This window comes from Streptomyces sp. 3214.6 (assembly GCF_900129855.1).
Classification (GTDB): domain Bacteria; phylum Actinomycetota; class Actinomycetes; order Streptomycetales; family Streptomycetaceae; genus Streptomyces; species Streptomyces soliscabiei.
The window spans coordinates 4688243-4701928 of record NZ_LT670819.1; the positions used below are offsets into that span (position 1 = coordinate 4688243).

At 69.3% G+C, this 13686-nt stretch carries 13 protein-coding genes; 5 read left to right on the plus strand and 8 right to left on the minus strand.

All coding sequences use genetic code 11. The features are described from left to right. Positions 1–80: 80 nt before the first annotated feature. Both B5557_RS21090 and B5557_RS21095 read left to right on the plus strand, forming a co-directional pair. The gene (locus tag B5557_RS21090) at positions 81–1622 is read left to right on the plus strand and encodes a WhiB family transcriptional regulator (protein ID WP_079660936.1); all 1542 of its coding nucleotides are present in this window, start codon (positions 81–83) and stop codon (positions 1620–1622) included. A gap of 45 nt (positions 1623–1667) precedes the next feature. Then, positions 1668–1931, plus strand: coding sequence for a hypothetical protein (locus tag B5557_RS21095; RefSeq protein WP_079660937.1), 264 nt, complete (start codon positions 1668–1670; stop codon positions 1929–1931). A gap of 36 nt (positions 1932–1967) precedes the next feature. Here the strand turns inward: B5557_RS21095 and B5557_RS21100 are convergent, their stop codons facing one another. Together B5557_RS21100 and B5557_RS21105 are read right to left on the minus strand one after the other, a co-directional pair. Next, positions 1968–2627 carry a Uma2 family endonuclease gene (locus B5557_RS21100; RefSeq protein WP_079660938.1) on the minus strand — a complete coding sequence of 220 codons (660 nt, stop codon included), beginning with the start codon at positions 2625–2627 and terminating at the stop codon, positions 1968–1970. A 104-nt stretch (positions 2628–2731) separates the two neighbouring features. Beyond that, positions 2732–3190, minus strand: a complete 459-nt coding sequence (locus B5557_RS21105) for an ATP-binding protein (RefSeq protein ID WP_079660939.1) — start codon at positions 3188–3190, stop codon at positions 2732–2734. Positions 3191–3408: 218 nt separating this feature from the next. Here B5557_RS21105 and B5557_RS21110 point away from each other — a divergent pair, with 218 nt between their 5' ends. Next, positions 3409–4290, plus strand: a complete 882-nt coding sequence (locus B5557_RS21110; protein WP_079660940.1) for a helix-turn-helix domain-containing protein — start codon at positions 3409–3411, stop codon at positions 4288–4290. Between the two features lie 10 nt (positions 4291–4300). Further along, positions 4301–4483 (plus strand): DUF397 domain-containing protein, encoded by a 183-nt coding sequence (locus B5557_RS21115; RefSeq protein WP_079660941.1) that lies wholly within the window; start codon positions 4301–4303, stop codon positions 4481–4483. Here B5557_RS21115 and B5557_RS21120 read toward each other — a convergent pair. Beyond that, the gene (locus tag B5557_RS21120) at positions 4470–5018 is read right to left on the minus strand and encodes a hypothetical protein (RefSeq protein WP_079660942.1); all 549 of its coding nucleotides are present in this window, start codon (positions 5016–5018) and stop codon (positions 4470–4472) included. The genes B5557_RS21115 and B5557_RS21120 overlap by 14 nt on opposite strands. Before the next feature lie 52 nt (positions 5019–5070). Here B5557_RS21120 and B5557_RS21125 point away from each other — a divergent pair, with 52 nt between their 5' ends. Then, positions 5071–7728, plus strand: a complete 2658-nt coding sequence (locus B5557_RS21125; protein WP_079660943.1) for a hypothetical protein — start codon at positions 5071–5073, stop codon at positions 7726–7728. A 91-nt stretch (positions 7729–7819) separates the two neighbouring features. Here B5557_RS21125 and B5557_RS21130 read toward each other — a convergent pair whose 3' ends face one another. From B5557_RS21130 to B5557_RS21150, 5 genes are all read right to left on the minus strand, one after another. After that, on the minus strand, positions 7820–8287 hold the full coding sequence (locus B5557_RS21130) for a heat shock protein transcriptional repressor HspR (protein WP_079664907.1): 468 nt from the start codon (positions 8285–8287) through the stop codon (positions 7820–7822). A 5-nt stretch (positions 8288–8292) separates the two neighbouring features. Beyond that, on the minus strand, positions 8293–9471 hold the full coding sequence (gene dnaJ, locus B5557_RS21135; protein WP_079660944.1) for a molecular chaperone DnaJ: 1179 nt from the start codon (positions 9469–9471) through the stop codon (positions 8293–8295). 57 nt (positions 9472–9528) lie between these two features. Then, entirely contained in the window at positions 9529–10191 is a 663-nt protein-coding gene (grpE, locus tag B5557_RS21140) for a nucleotide exchange factor GrpE (RefSeq protein WP_079660945.1), read from the minus strand. Then, a complete protein-coding gene (gene dnaK / locus B5557_RS21145; protein WP_079660946.1) occupies positions 10188–12029 on the minus strand; it encodes a molecular chaperone DnaK in 1842 nt (613 codons plus the stop codon). Before dnaK ends, grpE begins: the two co-directional genes overlap by 4 nt. 95 nt (positions 12030–12124) lie before the next feature. Then, positions 12125–13540 carry an MraY family glycosyltransferase gene (locus B5557_RS21150; RefSeq protein WP_079660947.1) on the minus strand — a complete coding sequence of 472 codons (1416 nt, stop codon included), beginning with the start codon at positions 13538–13540 and terminating at the stop codon, positions 12125–12127. Positions 13541–13686 lie beyond the last annotated feature (146 nt).

Sequence of the window (13686 nt, forward strand, 5' to 3'; positions counted from 1 at the left end):
AGATGCGTTGCACCTGGTTGACGGGTCGTTCTAGAGTCCCCTCCGATCACGGATCACCACGGGGGACAACACACATGCGTATGGCCAGCCATACGGTGCTGCACGCGCGCCCAGCGCGCGGGCCGGTACGAGGGTCGACGGCGGGTGCCCACATACCCGACGCCGCCCTGCCCTGCCAGCGCCGACCGGACGTCTTCCAGCACCCGCTGCTGGAGGCGTCGACGGACATCCCGGACGCCTCACCCGACACCTCACCCGAACAGCGCCACCAGCACCTGGTCCTGCTCCGCACCGCCCGTGACCTGTGCGCTTCCTGCCCGCTGTGGGCGGAATGCCTCCAGGACGCCGTCGCCCACGCCGAGCCCTACGGCTACGCGGCCGCGACCACGCTGGAAGACCGCCGCTGGATCCGCCGCGCCCTCGCCATCGGCGACACGAACGGCAATTTGCCCACCCACCCGACGGACGGCCCCGCCTCCGCAACCGGCACCGGCACGAGCTCCGGTTCCGGTTCCGGCGACACCTCCCGCCGACTGCTCCGGCTGCGCTCCCGCACCACCGACGCGGCCGCCCGGCACGCCGCCGAGCGAGGCCTGCCCGAACTGGAGCAGGTCCTCGACGCGTTCGACGCCCGTCAGGATCAACTAGCCTCCTATCAGAGGCAGTTGCCCGCGATACCGAGGCAGTTGCACGAGCACACCGCCGCACAGTCACCCCACAGCGACAGACATCCCCACCCGCACGCACACCCGGAAAGCAGGAGCGAGGACATGGCAGCGGCCGAGTCCGGGCAGCGGATCGCCTTCTCGTACGAGGATCCCGCCCAGGCCGTACGACAGGCTCTGCTGGCCCCCCTGGTCCGCTCTGCCCTGCCCACGCTCGACAGCCTCGAGCAGCTGCTCACGATGCTGGCGAGCGTGCCCGGCGGCGACATCGCCTCGGAGCTGCCGGACAACCTCCGCGCCGTACGCAAGGCGGTGGAGGCACTGGCCCCGCCCCCCGAGGACGCAGGCCGGCGCTCCTCCGGTCCCACCGCACCCAGCACCTCCACCGCCCCCGCCACCGGCAGCCCCCTCCGCGCCCTGACGGGCTCGGTCTCCGTCGAACTCGCCACCACCGACCCGGTGGCGGCCCTGCGCCGCGACTTCCTGGAACCGCTGCTGCGCGAACTGGCCTCCTCCCTCGCCAACATCGAGAAGGTGGCGACCATGCTGGCCGCGACCTCGGACGGCGACGAGGTCCGCCTGGAGCCGATCCGCGCCGCGCTCCAGGGCATCCGGGCACGCCTCCCGCACCCGACTACCCCTTCCGGGGGAACGACCGCAGGCACCGCCCGCCAGTCCACCCCCCTCCCGGCTCACGCGGCCGCCCCCAGCATCCGGGCCGCCGTGGAAACAGCCGTGTCCACGTTTCCCGGCCCTTTCTCCGCCCGCGACGTCCTGCGCGCACTCCCGCCCGGCATCTACGGCGACCCGTCGAAAACGATCAGTAACGTCCTGTCCGCGCTGGTCAAGTCGGGCCGCCTGCAACGCCTCGCCCGCGGCACGTACGCTCGCACCGTGGACGTCGCCATGGACGTCACCGCGGACGTCCCCGATCAGGACGAGGCGAAGAGCGCCTGAGCCGGACCCGAGCCGGACCCGAGCGAGAAGGAACCGAGACCCCCGATGACCGAACCGACGCCGCCACCTCCGCCTCCCGCCACGGCGGACGCCCAGGTGCACGTCTTCTCCCCCAACGCCGGCCTGATCGACGGCGTCCCGGTCACCGCCCCGCCCTACGGCGACATCCAGGACGTGGTCCTGTCGATCCTCCAGCAGCGAGCCCAACAACTCGGAGCCCCCACCCCGGCCACGATCACCGACAACCGCTACGGCGGCGCGATCCGCCTCCTGATCCACCCGGACGGCACGACGGAACAACTGGGCTGAGCGGCTTCGGCTTCCGCCTGGACTTCCGCTTCGGATTCAGCCCCTCTTGGGCCCGGTGATCGCCTCACCGATGACGAAGCCCTTCGCGGGGCCCTCGGGGATGCTGACGTCCGTCCCGTAGGGCACGCGATGAATGTCCTCCCAGTCGGCCTTGTCGGGGCAGGGCCCGGTGAACAGGGTGACGGCACCCTGGTCGTCGTAGTCATCGATGAGGACGTATACGGGGATGCCGGCGCGAGCGTACTCGCGGCGCTTCTTCACACGGTCACGCTCAAGGCTGCGTGTGCCAGGGGAGGCGACTTCGAAGACGACTCGCACTCCGGCGGCGGTGAGGCCGAGGCCGTCGTCCGTCACGTAACGCTCAGGGTCCCTGGCGACGACGAACAGATCGGGGACCCATGCGGAGCCCTCGTGGATAACGTTCGTGTCGTTCCGGGTGGCGAAATCGCCACCCTTCAGAAACTCTCCCAGCGCCTCGTCGAGCAGGAAGATGATCTGGCTGTGTGAGTAGCGGCCGGTGGGCGACACCTCGATGGCTCCCTCGATGATCTCAGCGCGGTAGCCCTCGGGGAGTTCCATGGCCTTCCATGCCTGCCAGACGACCTCGTCCAGGTCGGATCCGTTCTCCGGCAGGGACACAGGCTCGATCATGGTGTCAGGCATCGTCTCGGGCCTCTCGTGCGCAAGAGCGGTCATGGCGGCATCACCTCCTCAAGTGTGGGCTTGGCGTCCCTTGGGGCACAAGCGACGCGATCACGGTAGGTACTGCAATAGGACCGACCAGGGGAAATAGACCCTGTTCACCCGTTCGAGCGACGAAGAAACGATCTACCGCTCCCGCCCAACTCGAACCACACCCCCTTCGCATACCGCCCAGCCCGCTCATCGGCGACACCCCACACATCCGCCATCTCCTCGACGAGCGCGAGCCCTCTCCCCCAACAGGCGACGGCCCCGGCGGCGGGGTACGTGACGACGGGCGGGTCAGGACTCTCGTCGAACACGCTGACCCGCAGACCGCCCGGCGAGAGCCGGATACGGAGCATGGCGGTGCCCTTGGTGTGCAGGTGCACGTTCGTGACGAGCTCCGAGGTGCACAGGGCCGCCGGCATGACGAGGGACTCCCGGTCATGAGTGAAGAGAACGGCGCGGACGAAGTCCCGGCACACGCGGGGCGAGGTGACGTCGGCGGGGGCGAACAGGCTGTATTCCCAGGTGAGTTGAGCTGGGCGGTGGGCGGCACGACGGGCGGGGTTCATGGCGGGCGGCTCCTTTACATGCCCGGCGATGGCGTCGCCCACAGGGTGTGGGTGCTCTGTCGGCTTATGGGCAGCAGACATTGGATGGTTTCAGTGCGTGACTGATTCCACACCCAAGGTAGTGACACGGGTTTACAATTTTCAAGCTAGTCACTCAGATCAGTGGACGAACTCACCCGATCCGGAGAGACTTTGGGCGACCGGACGAGGAGTAACCCGTGGGACTGCGCACCACCATCACCGAGCGCCAGCGACGACTCGGCTACGAACTCAAACAACTGCGCGAACGAGCGGGATTGAGTGCTGGTGAGGCCGCCGAGCGGATCGGTATGGGCCGGGCCCAACTGAGCCAGATCGAGACGGCGAAGACGACGATCCTCACGGAGCGACTCCGCGAGTTGTGTCACCTCTACGCATGCAAAGATGAGACCTATATCGATGCGCTGGTCGCCATGTCCGAGGCCACCGGCAAGGGCTGGTGGACAGCCCACAAGAAGCCCATGGAGCAAGGGCCGCTGAACATGGCGGAACTGGAAGCTGGTGCCGTGGCCCTACGGGTACACCAACACCTGCTCATCCCCGGCCTGTTCCAGACAGAGGACTACGCACGAGCCATCTTCGCCACCCCCGGCCTGGGCTTCGAACGCGTCGAGGAGGCTCTGGAGTTCCGTATGGAACGACAGCAGGTACTCACCGGCGACGACCCGCCCGCCGTGCACGCCGTGGTCCACGAGTCCGCCCTGCACATGCGATTCGGTGGCACCGAGGTGCTGCGTGGTCAGCTGCTCCGTCTCATCGAGCTGGCCCGGCTGCCCCACATCACCGTGCAGATCTACCCGTTCACCTCGCGGGCCCATCCCGCCCTCTCCAGCAACTTCGTACACGTCATCCCCGCCGTCGCCGAACTGGGCACCGTGGTGCTCGAACAATTCGGCAGCTTCCAGTACCTGGGCGACCGCGACAGCCTGACCCAGTACGGGACACTTTTCGAGAGCCTCACCCAGTACGCCCTGGCCCCCGTCAACGTATCGTTGGCCCCGGAAGCACACTCCATGAAGGACTCGCTGGCCCTCATCCAGCATCTGCTCTACACCCTTTGAGGAGGCCCCGGTGCCTGAACAACTCACCTGGCAGAAGTCGTCGTTCAGTGGCGGCCCCCAGGGCGAGTGCCTCTACCTCGCCCCCACCCCCGACGGAACGATCCGCCTCCGCGAGAGCGACACCCCGGACGTCATCCTGTCCACCACCCAGGAGACCCTCGCAGGCCTCCTGCACCACCTCAGGGGGCGCTGACCTCGTCGATGTCCGCGAGGACTGCGCGAGCCTGCCTGATGTTCATCTCGAGAATGTCACGCTCGAACTTGCGCGGCTCGCGCCGATAGCGGGCCTTGCCTACTTCGGAGGTGAAGGCGCTTGCCGGAACGGCATCCTCCCCCGGCGGAATGAACTTGGGAATCTCTTCGAACGCCGCAACGGCATAAGCCACCGCATCACGCAATTGGTAATGCTCGGACTCAGGTGTGTTGAGGAGCTTCACTCCGGCTGATTCGGAGATCCGGAAGGCGATTTCAGCGAACTCTCCCGGGTCGATGATCTGTGACGGCTCCGAGCCGCCGAACGCGGGAGGAGGAGGCGGAATCTCCTCAGCCATGCGGAAGGTGAAACGGCGAGTCGTGCCGCACTGCCTGCAAGCACCCTCGTACACCGCCACGATGTCGTCGCCGTGCTGTTCCAGACGATGCTGGCGCTCGAAGTCACCAGATCCGCACTCGCAAGGATGCAGATCCATGTAGAGGTGTGCTTCAAAGGCTGAGCGCGCTGTCAACATGGCATGATCCTACGGGCCGTTGATGAGCATGTAGACGGAAGGTACGGGGGACGTGCTGCTACCGGAGTCCGAAGAGGCCACTGCCGCACTGCTGCGCGACCGGCAGGCAACGCTGGTCGCGGCGGCGGAACACAATCTGGAGGCCGTGGCGTTCGTCGTCCTGGGAGAGCGGTTCGGCTCGTGCACGAAAATACCGCGCACGAAGGACGAACGGGAGCACTTCCTTCTGGAGGACACCCAGGGCGGCTCGGCCAAAATCTGCGTGGATGCCATTCCTATGGAGATGGGCACCATCGCCTACACGGTGACGAACACGACGTCGGGCTACTACATCGTGCAGCTATCCGACCGTCTGCCGAGCGAACACCTGTCCCGCGTCCTCGCCCACGAGGTGGGTGAACTCGTCGCCGTACGCGACCGCTCCAGCCAAGGGCTGGCACCTGTGCGCGAGAACTTCCTGAACCAAGGGGCCGAAATCGGTGACCGCGCCGAATTGTCGAGCCAGGACCACGGACGCATAGGCGAACTCAACTGGCTCGCCACCCGAGCATCCGACGTGGAACTTCCCGAGCAGCAACGGGCCGAGGCACGTTCCGAACTCTCAGCAATGCTCGACCGATGCGGTATGAGGCCCGTAGCCGCCTTGGCGGAGGCGGACACCTACAACGCCGAATCCAAGGCAGCTCGTGCAAGACACCTTGCGTCCAAGGACTTCCTCTCCGTCGATGCCGAACGCCTGGTCGACGCCCTCGCCCACCCCATAGAACAACTCCCCCCGGCCGACGCCACCGCCCTCCAGGCATCCCGCGACGCAGCCGTCCGTGCCCAACGGCAGGTCGAGGCGTTCATCGGCCGGCGGGAAGTCACCATGCCCCTCCCCGGCTACGACCAGAACGGCCTCCCCCTCCCCCGCGACCAGTTGGCACCCGCCGCCGCGCAGTGGGCGGAGTACCGCGCCCAGGTCAGTCAGCGCACCGTGCAGTCGCTGGCGGGGCAGCTCGCGGCCGGGCAGTTCCCGTTGCGCCAAGTAGTCATCGGCGGCGGAGCGAGCCTCACCGGACGCAGCCCGGACGCGCTGCTGATCGACGGCGTCGGCCGGTGGCACCTGGACCCCGGGGACGGCATCGTGCAATCCGCGGACCAGGACCGGGATCTCGCCCAGTGGATGGGCGTCGACCCGTACGCGGCGGTCGAGGATCCCCGGCACCGTATCTCCATCCACGCCGTCCGCGTCTGGGAGGACCAACTCGCCACCCAGGGCGACCTGGTGAACGGCCACGCCCGGCTGCGGCTTGGCCGGAACGGCGAACTCCTGGCCGAGGTGCGCCCGTTGGGCGAGGATGGCAAGGAGAGCCCAGCCCCCCTCTGGGTGGCCTGCGACGGCACCCCCAGCATCGCCACCGGTCTGACCCCGGAGGTCGTACCGGGCATGCCGCGCGGCGACTTCGCCGTGGAGAGCCGCGCCGAAGCCGTACGGCTGATCGGCGACCGGCTCCGGGAGCTGGAGGGGCAGGGGACGGCCGGTGCGGGTGAGTTGCGCGCCTGGCTGACGCAGGCCGAGCGGGGCGGCGCGGACACCCGTACCGTGCTCGACGCCCTGAACGCCTCCCCAGCACTCAAGGACGCCCTTATATCCGGCCTGGAGCCCGACGCCGCCACCCGCATGGGCAACTGCTTCACCGCCCTCGACTCGACCCGGAAATGGGAGTCCGCACGTGAGGCGGCGCCGGGGCGGGCGCTGCTGGGCGACGAGGTCGCCGAGAGCCGCTTCGACGCCCACGCCGCCAAGGAGTGGATCGTCGTGGGTTCCGGCGGAACCGCCGTCGCCAACGCGGAGATCATCCTGATCCAGAACCGCGAGGCCCACGTCACGATCATCGGCTCGAAGCCGCCGCCGGCGCTCCAGCACCAGGTCCAGTTCCCGGCGATGCAGGAGAAGTACGGCCACGGCGAGAACGGCGAGAAGCGGCTGTCCTTCGTCGAGGCCCGCGTCGGAGCGATCGAGACCTACCAGGACGAGCAGGGCGTCACCCGCTTCCAGGTCCCCTACGTCGACCAGGACACCAAGGAGCGGCACATGGCCCGCGGCGACGGCTACGTCACCAGCCTCGGCCGCACCAACCCGCTCCCGCCCGCCCTCCAGGACCTCGCGAACGCGGTGCGCGACCGGGGCGGCGAGATCTCCGGGGACCTGCTGTTCGACAGGGACGACCAGTACATCGGCTACGGCCTCACCTTCGCCGTGGACGGCCACGAACACCGCGTCGACGTGGACGGCGCGGCCTCCTGGCAGCTCCCGCGCGAGGTGTTCGCCCCGGAGACGGGAATCCAGGGCGAGCTGAACCGGATGGGCGTGCGCGGTCTGCCGTCCGAGACCGGCAACGCGGCCCCCGGCTTCTCCCCGATCGCCCGCCAGAGCGCCCTGCGCGCCCGCGCCGTCGCGGCGGCAGCAGCCGGCGACGAGACCGCCGTACGACGAACACCGACCGTCCCGGAACGCTGGCGTCGCCCGGAACCGAGCCAGAACCAGACCCGAGGCCAAGTCCAAGAGGCGGCCCCCACCCCCTCCGTCCCCGGCTCCCACCTCTGGCAGCTGGGCATGCCCCAAGGCGCTACGACCCGACCGTCCGCCCCCGCCCGGCAACCGCAGCAACAGCCGCCCGGCCACGAACCCCCGACCCCGACCCCGACCGTCGGCATGGGCGACTGACCGGCCGTGAACAACAGCGAAGGGGCCCGGAGTCGAAACTCCGGGCCCCTTCCCATATACACCTCAGCCGGTACACCTCAGTCGGTGCGCATCAGTCCGACGACTGCTGCCGCTTAGGCCTCCACACCACCAACGCGCTGGTCTGCTGTACCTCCTGGTACGGCACCAGGTCCCGTCGGTACGACGCGTGCACCGCCGCCTCGCGCTGCTGCATCGCCGCGGCCGCGCCGTCCAGCGCGGCCTCCATCTCGGCCACCCGGGACTGCAGGGCGGCCACCTGGTTCTCCAGTTCGATGATCCGCTTGATGCCGGCCAGGTTGATGCCCTCGTCCTGGGACAGTGCCTGCACCGTGCGGAGCAGTTCGATGTCACGGGCCGAGTAGCGTCGGCCCCGACCGGCGGTGCGGTCAGGGGAGACGAGGCCCAGACGGTCGTACTGGCGCAGCGTCTGCGGGTGCAGGCCGGAGAGCTGGGCCGCCACCGAGATGACGTAGACCGGGGTCTCCTCGGTCAGTTCATACGGCCCACGAAAACTGTCACTGCGTCGACGGCCGTCCATCACTCTCAGGCTCCCTTCGCGGCCTCGAACAGCTCCTCCCGCGGGTCCTCGCCCGCGGTCGCCTCGCGATACGCCTCCAGCGCGTCACGAGCCTTCCCCGACAGGTCCTTCGGGACACTCACCTCCACGGTGACCAACAGGTCGCCGCGGGTGCCGTCCTTGCGGACCGCGCCCTTGCCCCGCGCCCGCATGGTGCGGCCGTTGGGCGTGCCGGGCGGCAGTTTCAGGGTCAGGGACGGTCCACCGAGCGTCGGCACCTTGACCTCGCCGCCGAGGGCCGCCTCCGTGAACGTCACCGGCACGGTCACCGTCAGGTTGTCGTCCTTGCGGCCGAACACCGGGTGGGGGTCGACGTGTACGACGACGTAGAGGTCGCCGGACGGGCCGCCCCGCTCGCCGGGTGCGCCCTTGCCACGCAGGCGGATGCGCTGCCCGTCCGTGACCCCGGCCGGGATGCGGACCTGCATGGTCCTGGAGGACTTGGCGCGCCCGCTGCCCTTGCAGTCCAGGCAGGGGTGCTCGGCGATCAGGCCGCGGCCCTTGCAGTCGGGGCAGGGGTCCGTGAGGGAGAAGCCGCCGCCGGAACCCCGCGCGACCTGGCCGGTGCCGACACACGTCGGGCACACGCGCGGCGTGCCGTTCTTGTCACCCGTGCCGGAGCACGCCTTGCAGGGGGCCTGCGAGGACATGCGCAGCGGGACCGTCGCACCCTCGATGGCTTCCGTGAAGGTGAGGGTGACCTCGGTGTCGATGTCCTGGCCGCGCCGGGGCTGGGTACGGGTCGTGCCCGGGCCGCCGCGGTTGAACAGGCCACCGAAGACGTCCCCGATGCCGCCGCCGAAGCCGCCGGAGGCCCCGCCGGTCTGGGCGCCGCCTCCGAAGAGGTCGCCCAGGTCGAAGTTGAAGGAGCCGCCGCCCGCTCCGGGGCCCGGACGGAAGCCGCCGTTGCCGAAGAGGGCGCGTGCCTCGTCGTACTCCTTGCGCTTCTTGGGGTCACCGAGGATGTCGTTCGCCTCGGAGATCTCCTTGAAGCGCTCCTCCGCCTTGGCGTTGCCCTTGTTGGCGTCCGGGTGGTACTCGCGGGCGAGCTTCCGGTACGCCTTCTTGATCTCGGCCTCGGTGGCGTCCTTGGGGACGCCGAGGACCTTGTAGAAGTCCTTCTCGATGAAGTCCTTGGTGCTCACCCTCGACGTCCCTCCTCTCGCGTAGTCACGACGATCGCCAGGGCGATCGCGTCAAGCTCAGCCCTCGTCCGGGCCACCGCTCTCCTTGTCGTCCGCCGCCGCCGTCTCGGCCTCGTCGGCCTTCGTGGGCTGTGCGCCGGGCTGCGGTTCGGCCACGGCCACCCGCGCGGGGCGGATGGTTCGCTCGCCGATTCGATACCCAGGCTGCAGAATCGCCACGCACGTCGTCTCGGTGACGTCGGGCGCGTACGAGTGCATCAGGGCCTCGTGGATCGTCGGATCGAAGGGCTCGCCCTCCTTGCCGAACTGCTGCAGGCCCATCTTGGCGGCCACGGTCTCCAGCGACTCGGCGACGGACTTGAACCCGCCGAGGAGTTCGCCGTGTTCGCGCGCGCGGCCGATGTCGTCGAGCACGGGCAGGAGCTCGGTCAGGAGGTTCGCGATGGCGATCTCCTTGACCGCGATCCGGTCGCGCTCGACCCGACGGCGGTAGTTCTGGTACTCGGCCTGGAGGCGCTGGAGGTCCGCGGTGCGCTCGCCGAGCGCGGTGCGCACCTGGTCCAGCTGGGCCACCAGACCGGCTGTCTGGTTCGCGTCCCCGGCCGGGGCCGCCCCCTCCGCCGAGGCGGAGGAGGGGGCAGCCTTCGGCTCGGCGTCTTCAGGGGTGGCGCCGGAGGGGACGTCGGGCTTCTCCTCGAAGCCCGGGGTCTCCTCCGTCACGCGGCACCGTCCCTGCGCTCGTCGTCCACGATCTCGGCGTCCACGACGTCGTCGTCAGCCTTGGGGGCCTCGGCGCCGGCGGACGGACCACCGGCGGCCTGGGCGCCCGCGTCGGCGTACATGGCCTGGCCGACCTTCTGGGAGACCGCGGCGACCTTCTCGGTGGCCGTGCGGATCTCCGCGGTGTCCTCGCCCTTGAGCGCGGCCTTCAGCTCCTCGACGGCGGCCTCGACCTCGGTCTTGACCTCGCCGGGGACCTTGTCCTCGTTGTCCTTGAGGAACTTCTCCGTCTGGTAGACGAGCTGCTCGCCCTGGTTGCGGGCCTCGGCGGCCTCGCGGCGGCGGTGGTCCTCGTCCGCGTACTGCTCGGCCTCCTGGCGCATGCGGTCGACCTCGTCCTTCGGCAGCGAGGAGCCGCCGGTGACGGTCATCTTCTGCTCCTTGCCCGTGCCGAGGTCCTTCGCGGTCACGTGCATGATGCCGTTGGCGTCGATGTCGAAGGAGACCTCGATCTGCGGGACGCCACGCGGGGCCGGCGGCAGACCGGTCAGCTCGAACATGCCGAGCTTCTTGTTGTAGGCCGCGATCTCGCGCTCGCCCTGGTAGACCTGGATCTGCACCGACGGCTGGTTGTCCTCGGCCGTCGTGAAGATCTCGGAGCGCTTCGTCGGGATCGTCGTGTTGCGCTCGATGAGCTTGGTCATGATGCCGCCCTTGGTCTCGATACCGAGGGACAGCGGGGTCACGTCGAGGAGCAGGACGTCCTTGACCTCACCCTTGAGGACACCGGCCTGGAGCGAGGCGCCGATGGCGACGACCTCGTCCGGGTTCACACCCTTGTTGGCGTCCTTGCCGCCGGTCAGCTCGCGGACGAGCTCGGCGACGGCGGGCATACGGGTCGAACCGCCGACGAGAACGACGTGGTCGATCTCGGAGAGGTTGATGCCGGCGTCCTTGATGACGTTGTGGAACGGCGTCTTGCAGCGCTCCAGCAGGTCGGCCGTCAGCTGCTGGAACTGGGCGCGGGTGAGCTTCTCGTCCAGGTGCAGCGGGCCCTCGGCGGACGCCGTGATGTAGGGCAGGTTGATCGAGGTCTCGGTGGACGAGGACAGCTCGATCTTCGCCTTCTCGGCGGCCTCGCGCAGACGCTGCAGCGCCATCTTGTCCTTGGCGAGGTCCACGCCGTGGCCGGCCTTGAACTGCTGCACCAGGTAGTCGACGACACGCTGGTCCCAGTCGTCACCACCGAGGTGGTTGTCGCCGTTGGTGGCCTTCACCTCGACGACGCCGTCACCGATCTCCAGGAGGGACACGTCGAAGGTGCCGCCGCCGAGGTCGAAGACGAGGATCGTCTGGTCGTCCTTGTCGAGGCCGTACGCGAGCGCGGCCGCGGTGGGCTCGTTGACGATACGAAGGACGTTGAGACCGGCGATCTCGCCCGCTTCCTTCGTCGCCTGACGCTCGGAGTCGTTGAAGTAGGCCGGGACGGTGATGACCGCGTCGGTCACCTTCTCGCCCAGGTAGGCCTCGGCATCCCGCTTGAGCTTCTGCAGGATGAACGCGGAGATCTGCTGCGGGTTGAAGGGCTTCCCGTCGAGCTCGATCTTCCAGTCGGTGCCCATGTGACGCTTCACGGAACGGATGGTCCGGTCCACGTTGGTCACCGCCTGGCGCTTGGCGACCTCGCCGACCAGCACCTCACCGTTCTTCGCGAAGGCGACGACGGACGGCGTGGTCCTGGCACCCTCGGCGTTGGTGATGACGGTGGGCTCGCCGCCCTCCAGAACGCTGACGACGGAGTTGGTTGTGCCCAGGTCGATGCCGACCGCACGTGCCATGGTGATCTTCCTCCAGCTGACTTGAGTGGAACGGACTCAAGTGTGCACGAGGCTCGCCACTGGGTCAACAGACCTGAGTCGTATCCACTCAACTCTTATCCGTTCCTTACACGCAATCCCGCGTTGACCTGCGAGGATACGGATCCACCGGTCCGCCGAATCTCGGCCCGAGGGGGACGGTCAACGGACTCGGGTTGACGCCGAGGCGCGTACACCGCAGCCCGCCGGGCATCGAAGCGATCACCGGAGAGGCCAGGAGGAACGACAGACCGACCGGCGGACCGGCCGCCCGCGGACCGGTCGGGGGAGCGGTCCGGGGACCGGGCGACCGACCGCGCGGCCGACCGGGCGGAAAGGCGGACGGAAGAACGGATGCCGGTGCCGGCACGGGTGGCGGCCCCAGGACCGGACGGGGAGCCGGAGGAGGACGCGGCGGCTGACGGAGAGCCGGACGAGGAAGCGGATCGGGACCCGGGCCGGGAAGCGGACCGGGAGGCGGATCGGGAGCCGGGCCGGGGTCGGCGAGTGCCACGCGCGCGTGGCGGCCCGTACACCGGGACCCGCAGCAGCCCGATCACGACGACGAGTGCCGCGCCCGCGACCCACCACACCGCCCGCACGTCCACCAACCCCGCATGCACCAGCACCCCGACGAGCACCGCCGAGAACGCCGCGAGGCCGAGCAGCACGGTCACCCCCTGGGCGGTCAGCCCGAGCCGCCGCAGCCGGTGGGCGAGATGGTCGGGCGCGCCGCGCAGCAGAGGCCGTCCGGCCAGCCGTCGCGACGCCGCCGCCAGGACGACGTCGGCCCCGGCGACCGCGGTGAGCGCGAACAGCACCCCCGTGCCGACGACCGGATCGTGCCCCGCGCGGGCGACGACGGCCGCCGCGGCGAGCAGGAACCCCGTGAAGAGCGACCCGCACGCGCCGAGCGCCACGCGCGCGGGAGGCCAGTTGTGCATGAGGAACCCGGTCAGCGCGGCGGCGAGCACGCTCAGCAGCACCACAAGCCCGTCCATCACCTCGACGGCGACACACGCGGCGACCCCGAAGGCGGTGACGACCCCGACGGTCCCGGCCACCCCGTCGGCGTGGTCGAGCGCCCTGAAGGCCAGCGCGCCGAAGGTGATCCAGCCGACGCCCAGCATCCCGGAGACCACACCGGTGTCGCCGTACGGCACCACGAAGGCCGCCGCGACCGCCGTGCCGAGGACGAGGAAGCGCACCTTGAGCCGCCACACGTCCGCGATCAGCCCGAGCGCGGCGACGGCGCCCCCGGCGACGAGCAGCACCTCGATGCCGTCCCCGAGCGGCGCGATGCCCGTCCAGTCCCCGGCGACCGCGACAAGACAGGTGGCGAGCACGACGGCCGCTCCACCGAACAGCGGAACCCGTCGCTGCCGCTGCCGCCGATCCAGCAGCCCGAGGCGCAGGGCGGGCACGCGCAGCAGCGCGGCGAGGACGGCGGAGAGGAGCAGGGCGGTGGCGGCAGCGACGATCCCGTAGAGCACGGATATAAATTAGTCATAAATGTACCAATTTGGTACGAATAACACGGCCCAATTACGGCGGATCCCTGAGGCAACCCTCAGCGACTCAGATCACTCCGCACCCCGCTACAGTGCGACGCAGAATAAGGGGTACTCTCAGACGGACT